24 protein-coding genes are annotated in these 24,141 nt (G+C 74.7%); 10 read left to right on the forward strand and 14 right to left on the reverse strand.

Annotation, left to right across the window (positions count from 1 at the left end; all coding sequences use genetic code 11):
- Positions 1-3 precede the first annotated feature (3 nt).
- Positions 4-912 carry a LysM peptidoglycan-binding domain-containing protein gene (locus AB0G79_RS10960; protein WP_360803604.1) on the forward strand — a complete coding sequence of 303 codons (909 nt, stop codon included), beginning with the start codon at positions 4-6 and terminating at the stop codon, positions 910-912.
- On the opposite strand, the gene AB0G79_RS10965 is transcribed toward AB0G79_RS10960, so the two are convergent.
- Positions 906-2,192, reverse strand: a complete 1,287-nt coding sequence (locus AB0G79_RS10965) for an alpha/beta family hydrolase (RefSeq protein ID WP_360803607.1) — start codon at positions 2,190-2,192, stop codon at positions 906-908. The two genes, AB0G79_RS10960 and AB0G79_RS10965, sit on opposite strands and share 7 nt — an antisense overlap.
- 140 nt (positions 2,193-2,332) lie before the next feature.
- Positions 2,333-3,097, reverse strand: a complete 765-nt coding sequence (locus tag AB0G79_RS10970) for an alpha/beta hydrolase (RefSeq protein WP_360804287.1) — start codon at positions 3,095-3,097, stop codon at positions 2,333-2,335.
- Positions 3,098-3,263: 166 nt separating this feature from the next.
- On the opposite strand from AB0G79_RS10970, the gene AB0G79_RS10975 reads away from it, so the two are divergent.
- Positions 3,264-5,915, forward strand: a complete 2,652-nt coding sequence (locus AB0G79_RS10975) for a SpoIIE family protein phosphatase (RefSeq protein ID WP_360803610.1) — start codon at positions 3,264-3,266, stop codon at positions 5,913-5,915.
- Between the two features lie 136 nt (positions 5,916-6,051).
- A complete protein-coding gene (locus tag AB0G79_RS10980; RefSeq protein WP_360803613.1) occupies positions 6,052-6,300 on the forward strand; it encodes a type B 50S ribosomal protein L31 in 249 nt (82 codons plus the stop codon).
- Between the two features lie 149 nt (positions 6,301-6,449).
- Here AB0G79_RS10980 and AB0G79_RS10985 read toward each other — a convergent pair whose 3' ends face one another.
- The 6 genes from AB0G79_RS10985 to AB0G79_RS11010 form a co-directional block, all read right to left on the reverse strand.
- The gene (locus AB0G79_RS10985; RefSeq protein WP_360803616.1) at positions 6,450-6,941 is read right to left on the reverse strand and encodes a peptidylprolyl isomerase; all 492 of its coding nucleotides are present in this window, start codon (positions 6,939-6,941) and stop codon (positions 6,450-6,452) included.
- A gap of 127 nt (positions 6,942-7,068) precedes the next feature.
- On the reverse strand, positions 7,069-7,293 hold the full coding sequence (locus AB0G79_RS10990; protein WP_360803619.1) for a hypothetical protein: 225 nt from the start codon (positions 7,291-7,293) through the stop codon (positions 7,069-7,071).
- A gap of 7 nt (positions 7,294-7,300) precedes the next feature.
- Positions 7,301-7,936: a DUF6629 family protein gene (locus AB0G79_RS10995; protein ID WP_360803622.1), complete on the reverse strand. Its 636-nt coding sequence runs from the start codon at positions 7,934-7,936 to the stop codon at positions 7,301-7,303.
- Positions 7,937-8,075: 139 nt separating this feature from the next.
- Positions 8,076-8,579 carry an NUDIX hydrolase gene (locus AB0G79_RS11000; protein ID WP_360803625.1) on the reverse strand — a complete coding sequence of 168 codons (504 nt, stop codon included), beginning with the start codon at positions 8,577-8,579 and terminating at the stop codon, positions 8,076-8,078.
- Positions 8,580-8,699: 120 nt separating this feature from the next.
- Positions 8,700-9,557 carry a YhjD/YihY/BrkB family envelope integrity protein gene (locus tag AB0G79_RS11005; protein ID WP_360803628.1) on the reverse strand — a complete coding sequence of 286 codons (858 nt, stop codon included), beginning with the start codon at positions 9,555-9,557 and terminating at the stop codon, positions 8,700-8,702.
- A gap of 91 nt (positions 9,558-9,648) precedes the next feature.
- Positions 9,649-10,122, reverse strand: coding sequence for a helix-turn-helix domain-containing protein (locus tag AB0G79_RS11010; RefSeq protein ID WP_360803631.1), 474 nt, complete (start codon positions 10,120-10,122; stop codon positions 9,649-9,651).
- A 99-nt stretch (positions 10,123-10,221) separates the two neighbouring features.
- Between AB0G79_RS11010 and AB0G79_RS11015 the strand changes: the two genes are divergently transcribed.
- Entirely contained in the window at positions 10,222-10,716 is a 495-nt protein-coding gene (locus AB0G79_RS11015; protein WP_360803634.1) for a PaaI family thioesterase, read from the forward strand.
- A gap of 92 nt (positions 10,717-10,808) precedes the next feature.
- On the opposite strand, the gene AB0G79_RS11020 is transcribed toward AB0G79_RS11015, so the two are convergent.
- Together AB0G79_RS11020 and AB0G79_RS11025 are read right to left on the reverse strand one after the other, a co-directional pair.
- Positions 10,809-11,174 (reverse strand): luciferase family protein, encoded by a 366-nt coding sequence (locus AB0G79_RS11020; protein ID WP_360803637.1) that lies wholly within the window; start codon positions 11,172-11,174, stop codon positions 10,809-10,811.
- An 81-nt stretch (positions 11,175-11,255) separates the two neighbouring features.
- Positions 11,256-12,398 carry a PP2C family protein-serine/threonine phosphatase gene (locus AB0G79_RS11025; RefSeq protein ID WP_360803640.1) on the reverse strand — a complete coding sequence of 381 codons (1,143 nt, stop codon included), beginning with the start codon at positions 12,396-12,398 and terminating at the stop codon, positions 11,256-11,258.
- A 205-nt stretch (positions 12,399-12,603) separates the two neighbouring features.
- Here AB0G79_RS11025 and AB0G79_RS11030 point away from each other — a divergent pair, with 205 nt between their 5' ends.
- The 6 genes from AB0G79_RS11030 (at position 12,604) to AB0G79_RS11055 (ending at position 18,458) form a co-directional block, all read left to right on the forward strand.
- Positions 12,604-13,473 carry a MoxR family ATPase gene (locus tag AB0G79_RS11030; protein ID WP_360803643.1) on the forward strand — a complete coding sequence of 290 codons (870 nt, stop codon included), beginning with the start codon at positions 12,604-12,606 and terminating at the stop codon, positions 13,471-13,473.
- Positions 13,470-14,855: a VWA domain-containing protein gene (locus AB0G79_RS11035; protein ID WP_360803646.1), complete on the forward strand. Its 1,386-nt coding sequence runs from the start codon at positions 13,470-13,472 to the stop codon at positions 14,853-14,855. The genes AB0G79_RS11030 and AB0G79_RS11035 overlap by 4 nt, the downstream gene beginning before the upstream one ends.
- An 83-nt stretch (positions 14,856-14,938) precedes the next feature.
- Entirely contained in the window at positions 14,939-15,523 is a 585-nt protein-coding gene (locus tag AB0G79_RS11040; RefSeq protein ID WP_360803649.1) for a nucleosidase, read from the forward strand.
- A 210-nt stretch (positions 15,524-15,733) separates the two neighbouring features.
- The gene (locus AB0G79_RS11045; protein WP_360803652.1) at positions 15,734-15,856 is read left to right on the forward strand and encodes a hypothetical protein; all 123 of its coding nucleotides are present in this window, start codon (positions 15,734-15,736) and stop codon (positions 15,854-15,856) included.
- A 119-nt stretch (positions 15,857-15,975) separates the two neighbouring features.
- Positions 15,976-17,097: an LLM class flavin-dependent oxidoreductase gene (locus AB0G79_RS11050; protein ID WP_360803655.1), complete on the forward strand. Its 1,122-nt coding sequence runs from the start codon at positions 15,976-15,978 to the stop codon at positions 17,095-17,097.
- Positions 17,094-18,458, forward strand: a complete 1,365-nt coding sequence (locus AB0G79_RS11055) for an NtaA/DmoA family FMN-dependent monooxygenase (RefSeq protein ID WP_360803658.1) — start codon at positions 17,094-17,096, stop codon at positions 18,456-18,458. The genes AB0G79_RS11050 and AB0G79_RS11055 overlap by 4 nt, the downstream gene beginning before the upstream one ends.
- A 64-nt stretch (positions 18,459-18,522) precedes the next feature.
- Here the strand turns inward: AB0G79_RS11055 and AB0G79_RS11060 are convergent, their stop codons facing one another.
- The 4 genes from AB0G79_RS11060 to AB0G79_RS11075 form a co-directional block, all read right to left on the reverse strand.
- Entirely contained in the window at positions 18,523-20,418 is a 1,896-nt protein-coding gene (locus tag AB0G79_RS11060; protein ID WP_360803661.1) for an alpha/beta fold hydrolase, read from the reverse strand.
- A gap of 173 nt (positions 20,419-20,591) precedes the next feature.
- Entirely contained in the window at positions 20,592-21,839 is a 1,248-nt protein-coding gene (locus AB0G79_RS11065) for a PP2C family protein-serine/threonine phosphatase (RefSeq protein ID WP_360803664.1), read from the reverse strand.
- A gap of 1 nt (position 21,840) precedes the next feature.
- Positions 21,841-23,280: an MFS transporter gene (locus tag AB0G79_RS11070; protein WP_360803667.1), complete on the reverse strand. Its 1,440-nt coding sequence runs from the start codon at positions 23,278-23,280 to the stop codon at positions 21,841-21,843.
- Positions 23,277-23,915 carry a TetR/AcrR family transcriptional regulator gene (locus AB0G79_RS11075; RefSeq protein WP_360803670.1) on the reverse strand — a complete coding sequence of 213 codons (639 nt, stop codon included), beginning with the start codon at positions 23,913-23,915 and terminating at the stop codon, positions 23,277-23,279. The genes AB0G79_RS11070 and AB0G79_RS11075 overlap by 4 nt, the downstream gene beginning before the upstream one ends.
- Between the last annotated feature and the right edge of the window lie 226 nt (positions 23,916-24,141).

Genomic DNA, 24,141 nt, shown 5'->3' on the forward strand with positions numbered 1-24,141 from the left:
GACATGCCTGCTCACGGTAAGCACCGCCGCCCCCGACGCCGTCCCGTCTCCCAGGGCATCGCCCTGGTCGGCACGGGTGGGGTCGCCCTCGCGCTCCCGCTGATCGCCCCGGCCTCGGCCGGTGCCGCACCCGCCTCCGGAGCCCCGGCGATCGCCGCCCCCGCGGCCGCTCCCGCCGCCTCCCCCGCCGCCGCGGCGCCGGTCGCGCTCTCGGCCCCGACCGCCGCCACGGCCGCCCGCACGTACACCGTCGTCAGCGGCGACTCCCTTTCCCTGATCGCACAGAAGAAGGGAATCCAGGGCGGCTGGAAGAGCCTTTACCGGGCCAACAGGGCCGCCGTGGGTGACAATCCGTCACTCATTCACCCCGGCCTCGAACTGACACTTCGTCGGAATTCCGCGAAGCCCGTTTCCGCCCCGGCGAAGAAGAGCTCCACGACGGACCGCGCCAGCCGCTCCGAGCGCCGCGCGGCCCCCGCCCAGGCGGCTCCTGCCCAGGCGGCTCCTGCCCAGGCCCCCGCCCGGGCCGCCGCTCCGGTGCAGGCCGCCCCCGCGCGGGCCGTGCAGGCCGCCCCCGCCGCCACCCAGTACGCCGACAACCTCGACGGATGGATCCGCGAGTCCCTCGACATCATGGCCCGCAACGGCATCCCGGGCTCGTACGACGGCATCCTCCGCAACATCATGCGCGAGTCCTCCGGCAACCCGCAGGCCATCAACCTGTGGGACTCCAACGCCGCCGCCGGCACGCCCTCGAAGGGCCTGCTCCAGGTGATCCAGCCGACCTTCGACGCCTACCACGTGCCCGGCACGTCGACCGACCTCTTCGACCCGGTCGCCAACATCACCGCCGCCTCCAACTACGCCGCCGACCGCTACGGCTCGATCGACAACGTCAACGGCGCCTACTGACGCCGGAAGCACCCGGTGAACCAGGAGGTGGCGAGCTCCGCCACCTCCTCCAGGGCACCGGGTTCCGCGAAGAGGTGCGTGGCGCCCTCGACGACCGCCAGCCGGTTCTCGCAGCGCAGCAGCGCCTGCGCCCGCCGGTTCAGGTCCAGGACGAGCGCGTCCCGGCCGCCCACCACGAGGAGGGTCGGGGCGCGCACCCGTGCCAGCCGTTCCCCGGCGAGGTCGGGCCTGCCTCCTCGTGACACCACGGCGTCGATCCCCGCGCCGGCGTCCGCCGCCGCCCACAGCGCCGCCGCCGCGCCCGTACTCGCGCCGAAGTACCCGAGCGGCAGCCCGGCGCACTCCGGCCGTCCGGCCAGCCACTCCGTGGCGCCCGCGAGACGGCCGGCGAGCAGCGGGGTGTCGAAGACCCGCGCCCGGTCCGCCGCCTCCTGCTCCGTCAGCAGGTCGAACAGCAGAGTGCCGAGTCCGGCCTTGCCGAGGGCGGCGGCGACCGACCGGTTGCGGGGACTGTGCCGACCACTGCCGCTCCCGTGGGCGAAGAGCACGACACCGAGCGCGTCGTCGGGCAGGGCGAGCCGCCCGGCGAGGGTGGCGCCCGCCGTCGGGATCCGGACCTCGGTGTCCCGCACGACGGGTCCGTGCGCGGCGCGGCTCCGGGCGAGGCAGTCGAGGACCTCGTCGTCCCGGGTCTGGGAGAAGTCCCGGTAGAACTGCCCGATCGCCTGGAAGAAGACCGGCTCGCTCACGCTCACGGTCTCGTCCGCCTCGCCTCCGACGCGCGCGTGCCAGCCGCGCGGCGCGACCGGGACGGCGAGGACGATCCGCGCGGCGCCCCTGGCACGGACCACCCGGCAGGCGGCGAGCGCGGTGGCGCCCGTCGCGAGCCCGTCGTCGACCACGACCACCGTCCTGCCCTCCAGGGGCACGGGCGGCCGGTCGCCCCGGTAGCGACGGGTCCGCGCGTCGAGCTCGGCGAGCTCGCGCTCCTCCACCGCGGCGAGATCCTGGTCGTCGACACCCGTCTCGCGCAGGATCTGATCGTTGAGAACCCGCACCCCGCCCTCCCCGAGCGCGCCCATCGCCAGCTCGGGCTGGTACGGCACCCCGAGTTTCCGTACGAGGCAGATGTCGAGCGGCGCACCGAGGGCCTCCGCGACCGGCGCGGCGACCGGCACTCCTCCGCGCGGCAGACCGAGGACGACGACGTCCTGACCCCTGAGGTGGCCGAGGCGTTCGGCGAGCCTTCGACCCGCGTCGGTCCGGTCGCTGAACTCCATGATCCGCCACCTTCCGCCGAGGCGGCCGGGGTCCGGAGTCCGAGACCCGAGTTCCGGGAAGGGCAGGTGCGTCCCGTCCCCGGCCGGTGTCTCCAGCCTAGGGCCTGTCCGGCGGATCATGGCCGGGGTCGCGTGCTTCCTCAGGCCGCGAGGAACGCCTCGATGGCCTCCGCGAGGGGTCCCGGGGTCTCCTCCGGTGCGTAGTGGCCCGCGTCCTTCAGGACCTCCAGGCGGGCGTTCGGGTACCAGCGCAGCCAGGTCGCCTCCATGGCCTCGGCGCCGAGGGCGGGGTCGTGCGCGCCGACGACGAGGAGGACGGGGGTGGTGTTGTCGCGGACGCGCTCGTGGAAGTCGGGGCCCGACCAGGAGTCGAGATAGCGCCGGAAGGCGGTGGCCGAGGAACGGTTGACAGACCGGTCGACGAGCGCGCCGAGCCAGGCGTCGTCGTATCTGCCGCCCGTGGTCGTGTCGATGATCGCGCGCCGGTTCGCCGGGGAGTCGGCGGCGCCGGCGAAGAGCTCCCACGTCTCGCCGTCGAGCGGGAACCCTGAGGCGGCCACCGGCGAGATGCCGATGACGGAGCGGACCCGGTCGGGCGCGTCGAGGAGCATGAGCTGCGCCGCCTTGCCGCCCATGGAGTGGCCGATGACGGAGAACGCCTCCCAGCCCAGGTCGTCGGCGACGGCGAGCGCGTCGGAGGCGACCTCCTCCATCGTGTAGGCGCCCTCGATGTCGCGGGCCTCGCCGTAGCCCCGGCAGTCGACGAAGGCGTAGGTGCCGGCCGCGCCGTCGAGGTGGTCGCGCAGGGGCGCGAAGCTCGTGCGGTCGCCGAACCAGTTGTGCAGCACGAGGGCCCGGCCGGGTCCCTCGCCATGAACGTCGTACGGAAGAACGCGGTGCGTCATCATGCCCCCTGGCAGCGAACGGGGAGGCCGCCCAGATCCGGGCGACGGCCTCGCTTGGTTACTGAGTGTAATCGTCTGCGGTGAGTCGGGTCACCGGCGCGGGGAAGTGTGAGGGCGGCGCGCGGAGCTCGATGCGCGCCCCGCCCCGGTCGCACGCTTCTCCGGGATGCGCTGCCTTTCGGGGCAGGCGCATCCTGGCTGTGTGACCTCGCACGGCACGTCCCGCCCCGGCCCGGCGGGCGGCACCGGGCATCCGTCAGGGAACGGTTCTGCCGACGGGCCCGCCTCCGGTGCGCTCACGCGGGTGGTCGCGGAGGCCGCCCTCCGGACCGTCGAGGCCGTCGGCGGCTACGCGGGCGGGATGTACCTCCGCTCCGAGACGCCCGGCCTGCTGCGTCTCGCGGTGCTCGTGGGGCTGCCGGGCCCGTTGTTCCGCCCGTGGTGGCGGATGCACCTGAACCGGCCGTTCCCGGTCGCCGAGGCCTACCGCTCGGGGCAGGCGGTGCACCTCTCCGACGTCGAGGACGCGATGCGGCGCTTCCCCCAGCTGGTGGCGAGCCTGCCGTTCCCCTTCTCCTCGCTGTACGAGCCGGTGGTCGCCGGCCGGGAGCGGTTCGGGGTGCTCGTGGCCCTGCGGACCCTCGACCCCGACGAGGCCGTGAGCGCGCGGGACGCAGGCCGCATGACCTCCGAGGCCCGGCGGCTCGGCGAAGCGCTCGCCGGGCTCGCCCGGGGCGGGACGTCCGTCGGGTGGGACGGCGACCCCGTCTCCGTCCAGCTGTCCTCCGGTTCGGCGCCGCCCGTGCGCTTCGGCTCCTTCGACTGGGACCTGGAGTCCGGCACGGTCACGATGGACGCCGGGCTGCGGGAGATCCTGGGGGCCGGGGTGTCCTCGCCGTGCTCCATCGAGGTGCTGACGTCCCGGCTCGACCCGGAGGACGCGTACGCGCTGTGGGCGGCGGCCCTCCAGACGACGGAGGTGCAGGGCCGGCCGGCCGTGCGCAGGATCCGCCTGAAGGGCCCGGACGGCGGCCTTCACCTCCTGGAGGTGTCCGCGCGGGCGCGGGAGGGCACGGCCCCGGACGCGCGGAGGACCGGCGGGCGACTGGCCGGCACGCTCGTCGACCTGGGGACGGGCCTCGTCGGCTCGGACGCCACGGACCGGCTGCCGCGGGCGATCCTGGCGATCGACCGCCTCGGCCGGATCACGTACCTCAACGAGCGCACGGAGCGGCTCCTCGGCCGCCCGCGCGGAGCGCTCGCGGGACGGCCGCTGTGGGAGGCGCTCCCCTGGTTCGACCTCCCCTTCCACGAGGAGCAGCTCCGGGCGGCGCTGCTGTCCGAAGGTCCGATCCGCTTCCTCGCGCGGCCGGAGCAGGGGCGCTGGCTGTCGGTGGCACTGCACCCGGGCCGGGACGGCCTGACGATGGTCCTGGTGCCGGAGGAGGACCCGGCCCGGCTGCCGCCGGAGGGGACGGACGCGGAGGCCGCGCGGGATCCGGGCGGCCGACCGCTGGCCGCCGTGCGCGAAGCGGCCGTGGACCGGCAGGACCGGACCGTCGACCTCCGCCACCGCGTCTCCGACGACCTCGGCGCGGGCGACCGTGCCGCCGCCCTCTACCGTCCGGTGGCCCTCGCCATCGCCCTGACGGAGGCGGTCACAGCCCGCCAGGTGTCGGCCGTGGTGACGGAGGAGCTGCTCCCGGCCTTCGGCGGGCGCCAGCTGGCCATCTACCTGCTGAGCGAGCGGCGGCTCTACCTGGCCTGGGAGCGCGGCTTCCCGCCCGGCTTCCTCGAACCCTTCGACGGGGTCGCGCTCGACGCCCGCCTCCCGGGCGTGGACACGCTGACCTCGGGCCGGCCGCTGTTCTTCGAGTCGATGGAGCAGCTCCGGAAGGCGTACCCGGGCCTGCCGGTGGACTCGACCGCGGGTGCCCGGGCCTTCCTGCCTCTGATCGCCTCGGGCCGTCCGGTGGGCTCCTGCATCCTCGGCTTCGACCGGTCCCGGCCGTTCAGCCCGGAGGAGCGGACCGTGCTCACCGCACTGGCGGGTCTGATCGCGCAGGCGCTGTCCCGGGCGCAGCGGTACGACACGGAGTCGGCGGTCGCCCGCGGTCTCCAGGACGCCCTGCTGCCGCACCGGCTGCCCGTGCGCGCGGGGGTGGAGACGGTCGGCCGCTACCTGCCCGGCACGGACGGCATGGACGTCGGCGGCGACTGGTACGACGTGATCGAGACCGAGCACGGGCGGCTCGCGCTCGTCATCGGCGACGTCCAGGGGCACGGGGTCGCGGCGGCGGCGACGATGGGCCAGCTGCGCAGCGCCGTACGGGCGTTCGCGCTGGGCGGTCACCGGCCGCAGGACGTCATGCGGGGCACCAACAGGCTCCTCATCGACCTCGACCCCGGCCAGTTCGCGAGCTGCTGCTACGTCCTCCTGGACCCGGACACGGGCGAGGCGCGGGCGGTACGGGCCGGGCATCCGCAGCCGCTCATGCTGCGCCCGGACGGGACGACGCGGCTGCTCGACCTGCCGGGCGGTGTCGTCCTCGGGGTGGACGACCGCGCCTCGTATCCCGTGACACCGCTGCGGCTCCCGCCCGGGTCGGTCCTCGCGCTGTTCACGGACGGTCTCGTGGAGCGGCCGGGCAGGGACATCGACGAGGGGATCGAGCGGCTGCGGCGGGCGTTCGCGGCGACGGGAGGGCTGCCGCTGACCGAGGCCGCGGACCGGTTGATCCGGGAGGCCCGCCAGGCGACGGCACGCCCGGACGACATCGCGCTGCTGCTCGCCGCGCGCTGGCCGGAGGTGCCCTGAGCGGCGGTGGGCGTCACCCGTCCGGGCGCGTGGCGCTGGTCGGCCGGGACCGGCCCGGGGAGGCTGGGGGTGCCGCGCCTGAGCAGGCCGGACGCTTCAGGCGGACGATTCGAGGGTGCAAGCCCGAGGAGGACACGTGCAGCAGGACAAGCAGCCCGAGTACGGACCGATGGTCTTCCGCGACCGGGCGGCCGGGTACGCCTTTCTGACCCGGTCCACCGCGACCAGCGAGCAGACGATCTCGTGGGACGACGGGAACACGTACCCGGTCATCGACGTGGAGATCTCCTCGGAGAGCCACCCGTTCTTCACGGGCAAGGCCCGGACGGTGGACACCGAGGGCCGGATCGCGAAGTTCGAGCGGCGGTACGGCGAGGAGGCCTGACGGCCCGGGCCCGTCGGCCCGGCGGCCGGTGACGGCCTGGGCTCCGACACCGCGCAGGGGCTGCCGGAAACGGCGGCGGGGAGCCGCACGTCCTTCCCGGACGTGCGGCTCCCCTGCGTTCAGGCGCCGGTGACGGCGTCCGACCGGTCTCAGACGGTGCCGGAGGCCGCGATCTCGACCTTGGCGGAGGGACGGCCCGACGGGGAGCCGAGCGCCTCGATCTTGTCCACGACGTCCTGGCCCTCGACGACCTCGCCGAAGACGACGTGCTTGCCGTCGAGCCAGCTGGTGACGACCGTGGTCACGAAGAACTGCGAGCCGTTGGTGTTCGGGCCCGCGTTGGCCATCGAGAGCAGGTACGGACGGTCGTGCTTGAGCTTGAAGTTCTCGTCGGCGAACTTCTCGCCGTAGATGCTCTTGCCACCGGTGCCGTTGTGGTTGGTGAAGTCACCGCCCTGCAGCATGAACTGCGGGATGACGCGGTGGAAGCCGGAGCCGGCGTAGCCGAAGCCCTTCTCGCCGGTGGCGAGCTGGCGGAAGTTGTCAGCCGTCTTCGGGACGGTCTCGTCGAAAAGCTGGAAGACGATGCGGCCGGCCGGCGCACCGTCGATGGTGATGTCGAAGTACACGTTGTCGCTCATGGGGACATCCTGTCATTACTCCCGCACGGCGCGCGCACGGGCCGCCTCCTCACGGGTCACGGCAGCCGAGTGCCCCGCGCCTCCCACGAGGGCGCGGGGCACCGGTTTCCGCAGGTCAGGGGCAAGATCAGAGGATTCCGCCACCCTGCGGGCCGCCTTCGACGGCAGCCGACGCGCCCTGGACGGCCTGCACGGTTCCTGCGACGGCCTCGGCGGTCTGGTCGTCCTGGAGGAGGCCCGTGGTCCCGCCGAGGGGGCTCTCGGCCGCGCTGGCCTGCGGCGGCGGCGTGACGAGGGCGGTGACGACGCCTGCGGCGAGGGAGGCGATGGCGAGCATGCTGCGCTTCTTCATGCCCTGGTCAACTACCGAGCGGCCGTGGGGTTACGGTCCGCCGCCGTCGGATCCAGAAGAGCACGAGGAGCGAGGCGACGGCGGCCAGGGCGCACCAGGTGGAGACGAAGGCCTCGCTCCACAGCAGGGCGCAGACGACCGCCCCCGCGCCGGTGACGAGCCCGAGCGCGCGCAGGACGGGGTCGCGGGCGAGCAGCAGGGCCCCGACGGTGGCCAGGAGGTACCCGGCGAGGACCAGGGGCGCGTACGGCAGGTCGACGACATAGCCGAGGGTGCGACGGTGGACGCGGGCGGACACGGGGTGCGTGGCGAGGCGGTGCGCGAGGACGGCCGCGGTGGCGGTTCCGGCGAGGAGCGGCGCGACGAGCCGCCACCGGTCGGCGGGGCGGGCGGCCGTCACGACGCCCACCGGGATCCAGACGGGCAGGAGCGGAAGGGCGATCACGGCCCAGGCGAGGGTGGCCGGTCCGGTGCCGCCCCCGGCACGCCAGACGGCCGCCTCGACGACCTGGTGGGCGCCGAGGAGGAGGGGCAGGGCGGCGAGCGGGAGGTCCCCCGCCCGGCGTACGGAGGCGATCGAGGCGACGCCCACGGCGCCGATCCCGAGGCCCGCCCAGAGGTCGGCGGTCGCACTCCAGCACATGGGCAGTCCACCCTTACCGCGTTCACGAAACATCTGGCACAACGGTCGGAACCGTACGTGACCCGGACCAGGGGCGGCGGCCCGTCCGCCTCACCGGGCCGCGGGTGGCCCGGCCGGCGGGGCGGGCCACCCCCTCCGCTCAGCCGGTGCCGGGCCGGTCCTCCGCGTACACGGTCGAGCCCGTGCGGCGGGCCTCGTGGATCTCGGCGAGGCGGGCGAAGTCACCCGGTTCCATCTCCCGCTGCCACTCCTCCAGGGTGCGGAGGCTGTACTCGCTGTGCTCCCCCGGGTCGAGGACGACGGCGGCGATCTGCTCGTCCGTCAGCTCCCCGCCGTCGAAGATGAAGCCGATGTGGTTGGCGGGCCACTCCTCGCCCCGGTCCCCGAGGAAGTGGGCACCGAGCAGCCGCTGTTCGCCGGTGAAGACCATCCCCGTCTCCTCGCGGCACTCGCGTACCGCCGTCTCCCAGGGGGTCTCCCCCGGGTCCATGTTGCCGCCGGGCCACTGCCACCGGCGGGTGCGGTCGCTGGCACGGATCTGGAAGGGACGGCCCGCGGTGTCCGTGAAGAAGAGGCAGGCGTAGGCGGTGGCTCTCGGCAGGGTCTCGACGTACTCGACGGGTGGCAGCCAGGTGTTCGTCATGGGCGGCTCTCTCTCGACGGGCCGTTGGGGAAGGTTCCATCCAAGCGGGCCCGGAGCCGGCGTCGGGCCGCTCCGTTGCGGATCCACCGGATCGTGTGATCGTCCGGGCCGCGCACCGGGTCAGGTGCGGCCGCGCAGGCGGCGGGCGAGGAGGTGTTCGTGGACGAGGCGCCCGACGAGGGCGCCGCCGTAGACGACGAAGCCGACTCCGACGAGCCAGGACTGGAGGACGAGGACGGTGCCGAACTGGCCGTAGGTGACGGCGTTGGAGGCGATGAGCGGGGAGAAGACCAGCTGGGAGAAGATCCGCAGCCCGAGCAGGCCGAGCGCGGTGAGCGCGGCGCCGGGCGCGAGGGCGCGCCAGCGGACGCGGCCGCAGAGGAGGAAGCGCTGCGACCACCAGAAGAACAGGAACGTCCCGGCGAGATCGGTCAGGGCGACGAGGGCGGTGACGGGGGCCGGGGACTCCTCGGGGGTCGGGGTGGTGACGAAGAGGAGCAGGGCTCCGACGAGGACGGCGAGCCAGACGACGTGGCGCCACATGGTGTGCCAGCGGGCGGTGGGGAGGTCCCAGACGCGCTCGTATCCGGTCTGGACGGCGGAGCCGAAGGTGACGCCGAAGGCGGCGAGTGCGGCGAGGCCGAAGGCGGTGGTGCGCTGGAGCGCCTGCCCCGGCTGGCCGAAGAGCCGCTCGACCTCCTCCTGGGAGACCTCGGTGACGCCGAGCCCCTGGATGAGCCACCGGGCGAATCCCTGGCCGCTGGCGAGGTCGGCGGCGGCGACCACGATGAGGAGCGGGACGAGGGTGAGGAGGCTGAGCGCGGCGAAGCCCATGGCGCGGTGCATGAGTTCCATGGCGCGGCCTCGGTTCCAGGCGAGTCCGACCGGTGAGGCGACGACGCGGGTGTGGAGACGGTGGTACCAGTGGCCGTGCTCGGCGGGAGCGGCGTCGTCCGGCGGGCCGGGTGTGGGGGGCATGGTTCGTGGGGTACCCGCGCGGGCGGCCGGACCTCTCCCCCGTACCGCCGAAAGAGTGCCCGCCGCCGCTCCCGTCGGCCGCCGCCGGTCCTCAGCGCGGGGCGGGGCGGGCTCCGGGGCCGGGGCGGGCGGTGACCTCGCGGGGCGTGAGGACGGCCCGGTCCTCGCCCTCGCAGCGGACGACGACGCGGACGGGGGCGCCGCAGTCGGTGTGGTGGATGTCGAGGACGGGTCCGGCGGGGTCGGGGGTGTGGGTGTCGCCCCACTGCTTGAGGGCGAGGAGTACGGGCCAGAGGTCGACGCCCTTGGCGGTGAGGCGGTACTCGTAGCGGGTGCGGGAGCCGGGTTCGCGGTAGGGCTCGGCGCGCAGGATGCCGGCGGCGACGAGTTTGCGGAGGCGGTCGGCGAGGACGGCCTCGGAGAGGCCGATGTGGCGCCGGAACTCGTCGAAGCGGCGGACGCCGTTGAAGGCGTCCCGCACGATGAGCAGGCTCCACTTCTCGCCCACCAGGTCAAGGGTGCGGCCCACCGGGCAGTTCGCGGTGTCCGTCTCCAGCCACTTCATCGTCACACTCTAGCCACCTGGCTTCGTCGTTGACAGTCAGCTGACGGCAGGGCTAGCTTCGCCGTACAGAGTCAGCCAGGTGGGAGCGGGAGCGGAGCGATGACAGTGCGGTCACGGACGGTGGAGTGGCAGGACCCGGGGGACAGCGCGAAGGCGGCGGCGACGATGGCGGGGATCGACTTCCTGCGCGAGATCGCGGCAGGCCGGCTGCCCGGGCCGCCGCTCGCCGCGCTGCTCGGCTTCACCCTCGACGAGGTCGAGGAGGGGCGGGCCGTGTTCGCCATCGAGCCGGGCGAGGAGCACTACAACCCGATCGGGAGCGTGCACGGCGGCGTGTACGCGACGCTGCTCGACTCGGCGGCCGGCTGCGCCGTGCACTCGACGCTCCCGCAGGGCACGGCGTACACCTCGCTCGACCTGTCGACCCGCTTCCTGCGCCCGGTCACCAAGGAGACGGGCAAGATCCGCGCGATCGGCACGGTGCTGTCCCGCGGGCGCCGCACGGCGCTCGCGGAGGCCGGCCTCTACGACGCGCAGGACCGGCTCCTCGCGCACGCCACCAGCACGTGCATGCTGTTCCCCGTGCCGCAGTAGGCGCCCGAACCGCCGGAAGCCGCCGGGGCTGTTCCGAGCGACTCGGAGCAGCCCGGAGCCGTACGCGGCCGCTCGTATCCGCTGACCGGCCGTCAGCGGTTGCCGGGGACCGGGAGGGTGCGCGTGCAGCCGTCCGGGGCGGCGTCGGGCATGCCGTTGGCCTGGAGGGCGGCGCTCACCAGGGTCGCGAGCAGGTCGATGTCCGAGCCCATGTCCAGACGGACCGTCACCCAGCCAGAACCGGCGCGCAGTCGGACCGCGCTCGACCCGAGGAGGGCCGGGCGCAGTTTGGCGACCATGGCCCGGGTGAGGTGGACGTCGGCCTCGTGTTCGCCGTGGAAGTGGACGATTTCCTGTGTCTCCGTGCCGAGTCCGAGCTCGGCGCCGCAGTGGGCGCGGCCGGGGGTCAGCGAGGGCCAGCTCATCAGACGTTCACTGGCATGCCTGGCCGTGTTCATACGAGGAGCGTGCCGGGCGGCGGGGCCGCGCACAAGCGTCGTGGCGAAAGAATCCCGCTCAGGCGTGAAAAGGCCCCCGGGCTACGCCTGGCGGGCGCGGACTCGGGCGGCGAGGACGGCCACGTCGTCCTCGGCGCGGTGGGCGTCGAGGCGGTGGAGCACGGCGTCGACGACCTGTTCGGGGCCGGGGTCGGGCGGGAGGCGGAGGGAGGCCAGGCGGGCGAGTGAGGCGTCGATGTCCTCGCCCCGGCGCTCGACGAGGCCGTCGGTGAAGAGCAGCAGCGTCTCGGCGGGGGCGAGGGGACGCGTGACGGGTTCGTAGCCGCCGACGCCGGTGCCGAGCGGCGGGCCGACGGGGAGGTCGACGAGTTCGGCCGAGCCGTCCGCGCCGAAGACGACGGGCGGCAGGTGCCCGGCGCTGGCGAAGGTCGCGGTCCCCCGGGCCGGGTCGACCCGGACGAGCAGACAGGTCGCGGGGCGGCGGAGGTCGTCCTCGGCGACGACCGAGTCGAGGTGGCGCAGGACCCGGTGCGGGGGCAGGTCCGTGGCGGCGACCTCGCGCAGCGCGGTGCGGTACGCGTTCATGTCGACGGCCGCGTCCAGGCCGTGGCCCATGACGTCGCCGACGACGAGGAGCGTGCGGCCGAAGTGGAGCCGTACGGTCTCGAACCAGTCGCCGCCGACGAGCGTGTGGTGCCCGACGGGCAGGTAGCCGCCGGCCGTCTCCAGGTTGGGGTGCGGGCGGCCCGGTTCGGCGACGAGCGCGCGCTGGAGGTGGAGCGCGGTGTTCTCGGTGGCGGCGAGCCGGCGCGCGTGGCCGATGTGCCGGGCGGCGAGGCGCGTGGCGTGGTGGAGGGCGGCGGATTCGTCGAAGGTGAAGGGGGTCGCGCCGGCCCGGGTGGCGGTGACGACGCCGAGGGGTTCGTCGTCGTCGGTGACGGCGAGGGCGGCCGTGAGCGTGTCCGTACGGGCTCCGGCGGGGGGTGTCGGCTCCGATGCGCGCGCCGTCGCCGCGCGCCGGGCCCTGACGCCCTGCTCGGCGTACAGGTCGACCGTGACCGAGCCGCCCAGGAACCGCACGAGGAAGGCCGCGAGCTCGCGGCAGGTGCGGGTCTCGTCGAGCGTCGTGCCGATCTCGGCGACCGCCTGCTCCATCGCCCGCATCCTGGACAGGAGGGACTCCGCCCGAGCCCTGGACAGGAACACCTCGTCCTGTTCCGTCACGACACCTCCACCGCCGCCGCCCGCACGCCGGGGCAGCGCCTTCCGGTTTCCCCCCATTGCACCAGCGGGCCGCGCGCGGCGCGCGGGGACGGGCCGGGGGACGCCTTGTGCGGTGCGGGTGGATCTGATCAAGTACGACTGATGCTACTGGCCGGTATGCGCCGGTCGGGACACGGTAGGGACATCCACTCCCCGGGGGGCCGCCATGACGACCGGATTCTTCAGCTCCGTCGACGACGTCGCCGAGCGGCTCGCCGCGACCGGCTACCTCGCCTCGCGCGCCGTCGCCACCACCGTCTTCCTCGCCGACCGGCTGGGCAAGCCGCTCCTCGTCGAGGGCCCGGCGGGCGTCGGCAAGACGGAGCTCGCGAAGGCCGTGACGGCGGCGACGGGGGCACGGCTGGTGCGGCTCCAGTGCTACGAGGGCGTCGACGAGTCCCGCGCGCTCTACGAGTGGAACCACGCCAAGCAGCTGCTGCGGATCACGGCCGGCCGGGGCGAGTCCTGGGACGAGACGCGGACGGACGTCTTCTCCGAGGAGTTCCTCCTCCCCCGCCCGCTCCTGACCGCCATCCGCTCCGCGGAGCCGACCGTGCTCCTCGTCGACGAGACCGACAAGGCCGACGTCGAGGTGGAGGGCCTGCTCCTGGAGGTCCTGAGCGACTTCCAGGTCACCGTGCCCGAGCTCGGCACGATCACGGCGGTACGGCGGCCGTTCACCGTCCTCACCTCGAACGCGAGCCGTGAGCTGTCGGAGGCGCTGCGGCGCCGCTGCCTCTTCCTGTACGTCGGCTTTCCCGAGGAGGAGCTGGAGCGCCGGATCGTCACGCTCAAGGTGCCGGGGCTCGACGCCGCGCTCGCCGCGTCCGTCGTCCGGGTCGTCGGCGCGCTGCGGGCCATGGACCTGCGCAAGGTGCCGTCCGTGTCGGAGACGATCGACTGGGCCCGCACCCTCCTCGCGCTCGGCGCGGACCGGCTCGACGAGGAGCTCGTACGGGACAGCCTCGGTGTCCTCCTCAAGCACCGGGACGACATCGTGAAGGCGGCGGCCGAGTTCGACCTGGAGGCGGTGTGAGCCCGGGCGGGGCCACCGGGGCGACGGCGCGGCTGACCGGCCTGGTGGCGGCGCTGCGCGACCACGGCTTCGGGATCGGCACCGGCGAGACCGTCGACGCGGGCCTCGCGCTCGAAGCGGTCGGGTTCACGGACCGGGAACGGATGCGGGAGGCGCTCGCGGCGACCCTGCTGCACGGGGAGCGGCAGCGCCGGGTGTTCGACCACGTCTTCGACCTGTACTTTCCGCTCGGCGGCAACGGCGAGGAGGTCGCGTCGCACACCGAGTACGGCCCCTCGTCCGACCTCGCGCTTCTGCGGGAGCGGATCGCCGCCGCGCTGGCCGCCGCCGACGGGGCCGCCCTCGACCGGCTGGCGGCCGAGGCCGTGGGAGCCCTCGGCGGCTTCGGCTCCGCTCCCGGGTCGGACGGCTGGTCCTCGCACCGGACGCTCGCCCGGCTGCGCCCCGAGACCTTGCTGGCCCGGGTGCGCGACGCCCGGCGGCACGGGACGGACGGAGCCGACTTCGCCGACCGGCTGCTCGACGACGAGATCCGGCGGAGCATCGAGGCCTTCCGCGAGCGGGTGCGGACCGAGGCGCGGCGCCGGGTCGCCGAGCGGCAGGGCCGGGACCGGGTCGCGCGCCGGGCCGTCGCGGGCACGGCGGACGGCGTGGACTTCCTCCTCGCCGGGCGGGCCGAGCTCGACGAGCTTCGCCGTACGGTACGGCCGCTGGCGCGGAAGCTGGCCACCCGGCTCGCGGCCCGGCGACGGCGGGCGGCGCGCGGCGAGATCGACCTGCGGCGGACGCTGCGGCGCTCCCTCTCGACCGGTGGTGTCCCGGTCCGTCCCGTGCTGCGGCGGCGCCGGCCGGTCCGTCCCGAGCTGGTGCTGCTGTGCGACGTCTCCGGCTCGGTGGCCGGTTTCGCGCAGTTCACGATGCTGCTGGTGCGGGCCCTGCACGACCAGTTCAGCCGGGTACGCGTCTTCGCCTTCGTCAACCGGGTCGACGAGGTGACGGACCTCGTCGCACGCGGCGGGGCGGACCCCACGGGCCTCGGCGACCGGATCCTCGCGGAGGCCGAGGTGACCGGGTGGCACGGGCAGAGCGACTACGGGACGGCGCTCGGCGAGTTCGCCGAGCGGTACGGGGACGCGATCGGGCCGCGGACGGTCCTTTTCGTCCTGGGCGACGGCCGGACCAACCGGGCGGACCCGAACCTCCCTGCACTGAAGCGGGTCGCGGACCGCGCGAAGCGCGTCCACTGGCTCAATCCGGAGCAGCCCTCCCTGTGGGGCACGGGCGATTCGGAGGCCCCGGCGTACGCCGGGGTCGTGGACATGCGGCCGTGCCGGAACGCCCGGCAGCTGGGCGCGCTGATCGGCCGCCTGGTGCCGGTCTGACCCGGCGGGAGGACCACCGGCCCCGTACGGGATCGGATGACCCGGTTGTACGACGAGCCGGGTCTCGAACTAGCGTGTCCTCCATGGAACTCATCGGAAAGATCACCGCCGACCGTCCGCTGCTCGTCCTCGCCCTCAAGGAGGAGGCGCAGTTCCTGGACACGGATCTTCCGGTGCTGCTCACCGGCATGGGCAAGGTGAGCGCCGCGACCGCCCTCGCGACCGTCCTCTCCCAGGGCCCCCGGCCGTCCGAGATCGTGAACCTGGGCACGGCGGGCGCCCTGCGTCCGGGCCTGAGCGGCACGTACGTCGTCGGCACGGTGATCCAGCACGACTTCGACGGCGAGTTCCTGGCCGCCCTCGTCGGCGGCGCGTACGGCGAGCCCATGACCCTGGCCGACGGCGGCGACGTGGTCCTGGCCACCGGCGACTCGTTCATCAACGACGAGACCACCCGCGCCCGGCTCGCGGAGCGGGCCTCCCTCGTCGACATGGAGGGGTACGCGCTGGCCACCGCCGCCGAGCTCGCCGGCGTCCCGCTGCGGATCGTGAAGCACGTCAGCGACGAGGCGGGCGAGGGCGCGGACCGCACCTGGCGCGAGTCGGTGGCCGTGTCGGCGCGCGTCCTCGCGGACTGGGCCGCCACGAACACGCCGTACCGCGCCTGACGCCCGTACGCCCCCGGTGCCGCCGCCCGCGCCCCTGCGCACACCCGCACCCGCGCTCCTGCCCGCGCCCGGCACCTCGTTCCGTTGCCGGGCGCGCCGCGTTCCCCCGCCCGTCCGCCGCCGCGGGCCCTCCCACCGGCTGGGAAGGCCTTGACAGTGCGGAAGCCCGCCTGCCTAAGCTGAGGGAACGACATTCGGGGGGAGGCGCACGTGGACGTATCGCACGCGACGGCGGCGCTCCGCTCCGTCCGGGTCGTCGGGCCGCTCGTCTGCCGGCGCCACGTCGACTTCTGCCGTACGTCCTCGGCCATCTGTCCTTCCGTCAGCGCCTGACCCCGCCCCCGGCGGGCCGGGTCCGCGCTGTTCCGTGACCTCTTTCCGCACGGCCTCGCCGCGGCGCGTCTCCGCGCCCCGGGGCCGTCGCGCGTCGGTGTCTTCCGGAAGGACCTCCCATGCCCCGCCCCGCCCTGCGCCTGGCCGTCGAGCTCGACGGCGACGGCGCGCATCCGGCCGCCTGGCGGCGTGCCGCGCACGCCCCCGGTGAGCTGCTGACCCCGCGTCGGGTCGCCCGCACCGCGGCCGCCGCCGAGAACGCCGGGTTCACGCTCGTCACGTTCGAGGACTCGATCCTGCCCCCCGCGTCCGACGCCGGTCCCGCGGGCCGCGTCGGCGCCGTCGAGCGGGCCGCCTTCGCGGCCGCGTCGACGAGCGTCCTCGGCGTCGCGCCCGTCGTGTCCACCACGTACGCCGAGCCGTTCCACGTCTCCACGCAGCTGGCCTCCCTCGACCACGTCTCGGCGGGCCGCGCCGGCTGGGTCGTGGGCGTCGAGGACGACCCGGCCGCCGCGCGGGCCTGGGGGCGTCCCCCGGTCGAGGGCGCCGAGGCGCTCGCCCGCGAGGCCCGCGACGGCCTGCGGGTCGTACGGGACCTGTGGGACTCGTGGGAGGACGACGCGGTGATCCGGTCGGTGCCCACCAGCCGCTACCTGGACCGCGCGCGGCTGCACGCCATCGACTTCACCGGCGAGACCTACTCCGTCCGGGGCCCGTCGATCGTCCCCCGCCCTCCGCAGGGCCGCCCCGTGGTCCTCGCCCACCCCGGCCTCGTGCCGCCCGGCCACGTCGACGTGGCCCTCGTCGGCGGGCCCACGACCGCCGCGACGGTCGGGGCGGCGGCCGACTCCGGCGTGCCGCTGGCCTTCGCCGAGATCGAGATCGCCCTCGACACCCCGCGGGAGAGCGCCGAGGCGCGGATCGCCGACCTGGAGCGGTACGCGCCCTGGGAGCGGCGGCCGGACCGCCTCCGGTACACGGGCTCGGCCGAGGGCCTGGTGACGCTGCTCGCCGAACTCGCCGCCCACGTCGACGGCGTACGGCTCCTCCCGCTCGTCGTCGACGAGGACCTCTCGGTGCTGTCCCGGCACGTCCTGCCCGAGCTGTTCGTCCGGCGGCTCGCGACCCGCCCGCTGCCGGGTACGACCCTGCGCGCGTCGCTCGGTCTCCCCCGCCCCCGGAACCGTTTCGCCACCGCCACCGCCACCACCACCGCTCTCGCCGGGGAGGAGTCCCGATGACCCGCACCGATCCCACCGACGTCCCCCGCCCCGACGCGCGCCTCCACTTCGGGGTCTTCTTCCAGGGCGTCAACCACTGGACCGTCTGGTCGGACCCGTCGAGCGGTTCGCAGATCAACCCGGCCTCCTTCCTCCACGTGGCGCGCACCGCCGAACGCGGCCTGTTCGACGCCTTCTTCCTCGGCGACGGGCTGCGGCTGCGCGAGTCGGAGGGCGGCATCCACGAGCTCGACATCGCCGGCCGCCCCGACTCGATCACCCAGCTGGCGGCGCTCGCCGCCGGGACCGAGCGGATCGGTCTCGTCTCCACCTCCAACACCACGTTCAACGAGCCGACCGACCTGGCCCGCCGCTTCGCGGGCCTCGACCTGCTCACCGGCGGCCGGGCCGGATGGAACGTGGTGACCACGCACAACGCCTGGACCGGGGAGAACTTCCGGCGCGGCGGCTTCCTGGACCACGCCGACCGCTACCGGCGCGCCGAGGAGTTCCTCTCCGTGGCGCGGGCCGTCTGGGACGGCTGGGCGGAGGGCGCCGTCGCCCCGTCCGTCGACGCCCGCACGTGGTCGGTGCCGGGCGCGCTGGGACGCGTACGGAGGCAGGGTGCGCAGTTCGACGTCGACCTCGTCCCGACGCTGCCGCGCAGCGCGCAGGGCCACCCGGTGATCTTCCAGGCCGGTGACTCCGGCGAGGGCCGGGACTTCGGGGCGCGCAACGCCGACGTGCTCTTCTCCGCGCACGGCACGGACTTCGACGACGCCCTGTCGTTCGCCGAGGACATCCGCCGGCGGCTGCGGACGGCCGGGCGGGCGGACGACGCCGTCCGGATCCTGCCCGGCACGGAGATCATCATCGGGGCCACCGAGAAGGAGGCGGAGGAGAAGGCGCGCTGGGTCCGGCTCGAACAGGTCACGCCCGCCGTCGCACTCGGCATCGCGGGCCGCCTGTGGAACATCGACCTCTCCGACCGGGACGCCGACGGGCCGCTGCCGGCCGACGATCCGGTGGTCGCCGCGTACGACGGGACGTTCGGCACGCGCACGGTGAAGGACCCCCGGGCGACGATCGCCGAGTGGCGGGCACGGGCGGAGGCGAACGGCTGGTCGCTGCGCGAGACCGTCATCGAGCTGGGGCCGCAGCACGGGCACGTCGGCACCCCGGCGGGGCTCGCCGAGAAGTTCGGCCGGTTCGCCCGGCACGGTGCCATCGACGGCTTCAACATCACGCCCTACCTGATCCCCGACGGGCTCGACGACATCGTGGACCTGCTCGTGCCCGAACTCCAGGAACGGGGGCTGTACCGGACCGCGTACACGGGAACGACGCTCCGGGAGCACCTGGACCTCGCGCCGGTGGCGTGACGAGCCGAGGGGTGGGGCGCGCACCCGGCCGGTACGCGCCCCACCCCGTCCGCGGCGGCCGGGCTCAGCCGAGGGGCAGCTCCAGGAAGGACGGCAGGCCGTCCGGGGAGCCGATGGTGGTCTGCGTCCAGGTGATCGTGGCCTCGTCCCCGTACAGGGGGTCCATGCTGTCGACGACCAGCATCAGGCGGTGACCGGCGGGGATGTCGTACGCGGCGGCCTGGAGGTTCCACGTGACGGTGGTGTCCTCGTCCGGCGTCAGGTCGTACGCGGTGCACGGCTCGTGGCTGATGATGCGGGCGGTGTCGTCCTCGGCGACGTCGAGGAGGTGGGCGACGAGGGTAGCCGAGGGGGCGGTGGAGCGGAAGGTGAGGCGCAGGCGCGGGATGCCCCGCACCCTGCGGCCGGGCTCACCCGGTCCGCCGTCTCCGGGGAACGGTTCGCTCGTCCAGACCAGGGCGTGACGGCGGTCGATCTTGCGGGTCTCGTATACCTTGGGACTGCCCGCCCACTCCGCCTGACCCGTCGTCATGACCGGCATGTCCATGGCCGTCGCCTCGGTGTCCACGCCCGCGACGAACGAGCGCCGCCAGCCGGCGCCCTCGGGCGGAGCGGTGGTCTCGCCGCCGCCGGTGACGAGCGCGCCGTCGCCGCCGCCCGCCCCGTCACCGGTGAGGGCGAAGGTCTCGGCCCCTGTCGTCACGTCAGCCCAGTCGGCGCGGTGCTCCCGGAGGGCGGGTTCGACGACCTCGTTCTCCCCGGTCGGCTCGCCGGTCACGGGGTCGAGGACGGGCTCCGTCCGGTACGTGAACATCACCTGACTGCAGACCCGGTCCCACTCCTCGACCCCGTTCGACTCGCCCTTGAGGTGGTGGTCGAGCCAGGCGTACGCCTCCGCGAGGGGCAGGTTGACCCGCCCCGGCTGCGTGCCGATGAGGCCGGGCCCCTCGGGGACGGCGTGGTCGCCGATCCAGAGGTTGAGGCGCTTGGGGACCGTCAGGGCCTCGAAGGTGGTCAGCACCTGGTTGACCGGGAAGAGGCTCTCGTGCCAGGTGTTGGAGAAGAAGGTGGGCGTGCCGTACCGGTTGGTGAGGTGGGCGTACGTCTCCGGGGCGCGGCGGCGGCCCCAGTCGACGACGGCCTCCATGTCCTCGTTCGCGTCGAACTTCCGCAGGATCTCCTGGTTGGCGGCGTCGAACCGCTCCTCCACGGATCCGCCGGTGAAGCCGAGGAGGGCCTTCACGGCGGCGGTGTGCCGGGTCCGGTGGTCGTACAGGCTGGTGGCGAGGTTGCCCCAGGTGCTGAGGGCGACGACGGCGGACACGCGCTGGTCGTGGGCGGCGACGAGCTGGCTGATGCCGGAGCCGTAGGACTCGCCCATGAAGCCGATGGCGCTCGGTCCGAAGCGGTCGACGGCGAAGTCGACGACGTCGGAGCCGTCGGAGACGTCGTTCGGTCCCGCGACGTCGACGAAGCCCTCGGAGGTGGACGGGAGGCCACGGTAGCCGAGCCCGCGGGGGGTGTAGGCGAGCACGTGGTAGCCGCGGCGGGCCAGGGCGCCGTACGCCCAGAGGAACAGCGGCCAGCCGAAGGGCGTCCAGCCGGCCGGGAACACGACGAGCGGGTGCGGTCCCGGCGCGAGCCGGCGGAGGCTGAAGGCGGAGAGCCGGGTGCCGTCGGTGGTCTCGATGCGGTGGTAGGCGGGCCAGGCGACCCCGCGCACCTCCTCGACGTGCGCGGCGAGTTCGGCCGGGAGCAGGTCCTGCGCGCTCTCGTCGAGGAGCGCGGTGGCGAGGGTCTGACCGAGCCTGGCGGCTTCGGGGTTCACCGATCCGTCGGCGGCCCAGAGGCCTTGCGCCGCGATCCGGGCCGTGTCGGCGGCGGTGAGCCCCGCGCTGACGTCCGGGAAGCCCGGGAAGTCGTCGGACGGGCCGGGGGTGAAGGGAGTGTCCTGGGGCACGTGCACCCGTTTCTCTCGACTGGGCTGCTGACTGTCCGTCACGCGGACGGTCGTCAGCCTCACGCACGGGGGCGCGGAGCGGCCAGAGCGTGCGGACGGCGCACGGATCACCAGGTCATGGGTGAACGACACAACCCGCCCCCTCGGACGGGGTTTGGACGCGGGGAAGCCCGTCAGTACCGGCTTTCGGGCCCGTTCGCGGGGGATCCCGCGGGAGTTCCCGTGTCCGCGCCGGCGGGCGCGCCAGGGTCCGTGGCCGGGGCCGTGCCCGGGGCCGTGTCCGAGCCGGTGTCCGAGTCCGTGTCCCTGTCCGCGGACGTGTCCGTCCTGACCACGAGCAGGGCGGCGACGTCGTCGTCGAGCCCGTCGGCGCCGTAGGCGGCGAGGTCCCGGTGGAGGATTCCGGGCAGGTCGGCGGCCGGTTCGCGGACCCAGCCGCGCATCCGCGTCTCCAGCGGGTAGAAGGTGCCCGCCCGGTCACGGGTCTCGCTGACGCCGTCCGTGAAGAGCAGCAGGCGGTCCCCCGGACCGAAGGGGATCTCCTCCACGTGGTGGCGACTCTCCGCCAGGCCCGCGAGGTTGACGGGGAGCGAGGGGTCGGCGAAGTCGACCGCCGCCACCTCGGTGCCGTGCTGCACCAGCGGGGCGGGGTGCCCGCAGCTGAGCAGCAGGGCGACGTCGCGGTCGTCGGGGAACTCGACGAGGACGACCGTGGCGAACCGCTCCGCCGCGTCGGACTCGGGGTCCCAGCCGCCGTACCCGACGAGCCCCTCGTCCAGGCTGTCGGCGAGGGCGGGCAGGTCGGGGCTCCCGGCGGCCCGAGCGCGGAAGTGGCCGAGCAGGACGGACGCCGTCTCCACCGCCCCGAGGCCCTTGCCCTGGACGTCGCCGAGCATGATCCGCACGGCTCCGGGGACCTTGACGGCCTCGTAGAAGTCGCCGCCGATCCGGGCCTTGGCCGCGGCGGCGACGTACAGCAGGTGGAGGCCGAAGCGCCCGAGGCGCGGGGGCAGGGGGCGCAGGACGACCCGCTGGACGACCTCGGCGACGGCGGTGACCTCGCGGAGGTCCTGCTCGTAGCGGGCGCGGACCCGGCTGACCCAGGCCGCCGCCACGGTGACGAGGACGATGACCACCTCACTGGAGAGCAGCACGGGGACGAGCGGCTCGGAGCGGGGCAGGCTGAGCAGCGCCCGCACGGCCACGGCGAGGGACCCGATGGCGATCGTCCCGCGCACGCTCCAGGTGACGGCCGCGAGGGCGGGCGCGGCCACGAGGAACCGGTCGAACCGCTCCGCGTCGGGCGTGACCACATCGGCGACGGTCGCGACGGCGATGACCACGAAGGGCAGGGCGCGCCCGATGTTCAGCTGCGTGCGCTCCGCTCGGACGCGAGAGCGCCGATGGCCGGAATGGGGCATTTCATGATCGTACGCAGGGCTGTCGTCCGGCCTCGGCTGGCGCGGCCGCCGGGCGTGTCCCGGTGCGGTGCGCCGCGCCCGGGAGGGCGAGCGCCGCCGGCACGGCGAGGGCGGCGACCAGCGCGAGGACCGGCAGCGCGGCGCCCCGGTCCGGGACGAGGCCGCCGCCGGGCACGAGGGCGAGCAGCAGGGTGGCGGTGGCGACGCCCAGCGCGGGTCCGGTGTTCATGACGGTCTGCTGGAGGCCGCCCGCGACTCCGGCGTGGGCCTCGGGGGCACGGTGCACGACGACGGAGGTCGCGGTCACCATGAGCGTCACGAAACCCGCGCCGAGGAGGGCGGAGGCGAGGCCGACGGTGACGGCGGAGGCCGTGGCGTCGAGCGTGGCGAGGAGGGCGACGCCGAGCGTGAGGAGGACCGCCCCCGCGGTCGCTGTGCGACGCGGGCCGAACCTGCGCTGGAGCGGCGGGCACACGGGCGCGCCGAGGACCATGAGGACGGCGAGCGGCAGGACGCGCAGGGCGCAGTCGAGCGGGTCGAGGCGCTGGACGTCCTGGAGGAAGTACGTCACCACGAAGAGCGTGCCGAAGAGGGCCGCGGAGGCGGCGAGCAGCACGGCGAGGCCCGCGAGGACGGGCCGGCTCCCCAGGAGCTCGGGCGGGAGCAGCGGGTACGGGGCGCGGCGCTCGTGCCGGACGAGCGCGGCGCCCGTGCCGAGGGCGGCGACGGCGACCGCGACGAGGAGCCCGAGGGCGGTTCCCGTGGCGCGGGACGCCTCGGTGAGTCCGTACACGACGAGCCCGAGGGCGACGGCGAGCAGTGCGGCCCCGACGGGGTCGAGCGCGGAGGTCCCGGGCCGGGCGCCGGTCCTGGTGGCGTGGGGGGCCGGGTCCCGGCCCGTGAGGGCGAGGACGGCGATCGCCAGGGTCGGCGGGACGCCGAGGAGGAAGACCGAGCGCCAGCCGTACGCGGACACGAGCGCGCCGCCCACGACCGGCCCCGCCGCCGCGGCGAGGCCGATGACCGCGGTGCGTACGGCGATCGGGGTCGCGAGCCGCTCGGGCGGGAAGGCGGTACGGAGCATGCCGAGGGTCGCGGGCTGGAGCAGCGCCCCGAAGGCGCCCTGGGCCACGCGCAGCAGGACGACGACGCCGATGCCGGGGGCGAGCGCGATCCCGGCGGAGGCGGCGGCGAAGCCGAACGCGCCGAGGGCGAAGACGCGGCGGTGGCCGTAGCGGTCGCCGAGGCGGCCCGCGAGGACGAGGAGGCTCGCGACGGCGACGAGGTAGGCGGTGCTGGTCCACTGGACCTGACCGACGGACGCGTGCAGGTCCCGGCCGAGGGCGGGCTGGGCGACGGTGAGGACGGTGCCGTCCAGGGCGACGACGCCGGCACCGACGACACTGCACGCGAGGGTGGGGGCACGGCGGGCGGCCGTCACGACGCGTGCCCCAGGTGGGCGTCGAGCGCGGCGGTCAGCAGCGGGCCGGGGTCGTCGCCGCCGGTCGCGAGCCGGAGGCTGCCCCAGTGCCAGAGCTGCGCGATGCCGTGGAGGTTGGCCCAGAGGGCTCCCGCGACGACCACGGGGTCGGCGCCGGGGCGGACCTCGGCCACGAGTCCCGCGAGGCGGGCGAAGAGCGGGAGGCTGGTCTCGCGCAGCCCGAGCCGGCCGCTCTCCAGCAGGTCGTGGCGGAACATCAGCTCGTACATGCCGCGCCGGGCCCCGGCGAAGTCGAGGTAGACGTGGGCGAGCCGTGCGATGCGCTCGCGCGGCGCGGTGTCCTGCCGGTCCTCGGCGTCGACCCGGGCGGCGAGTTCGGCGAAGCCCCGGCGGGCGATGGCCGAGAGGAGGTCCAGGTGCGTCGGGAAGTGGCGGCGGGGCGCGCCGTGCGAGACGCCGGCGCGGCGGGCGATCTCCCGCAGGGTCAGCGCCTGGGCGCCCTCGGCGTCGACGAGGTCCACGCCGACGCGGACGAGGCGGGCGCGGAGCCCGCCGTCGGCGCCGTCGCCGTCGCTGCCGTCGCTGCCGTCGCTGCCGTCGCTGCCGTCGCTGCCGTCGATCTTGTTCTCCTTCATGGCCACTGTCTACCAAGGTGCGTAGACAGTGTCTACTCCCCCAGGTAGACGGCGTCTACCTGGTCATGCGCCCCCGTCCGTTACACTGGTGGTCAGCGAAGGGGAGTAGCCCTGCGAACCGGTCGTCGACACACTGGAGCCCCCGGGTTCCCGGTGACCGGGTCCGCGCGCGTTCACGTGCCGGACGGGCGAGACCTTCGGCCAGGCATCATCCGTGTCCGCGCAC

Source organism: Streptomyces sp. NPDC020807, assembly GCF_040641575.1.
In the GTDB taxonomy this organism is placed as follows: domain Bacteria; phylum Actinomycetota; class Actinomycetes; order Streptomycetales; family Streptomycetaceae; genus Streptomyces.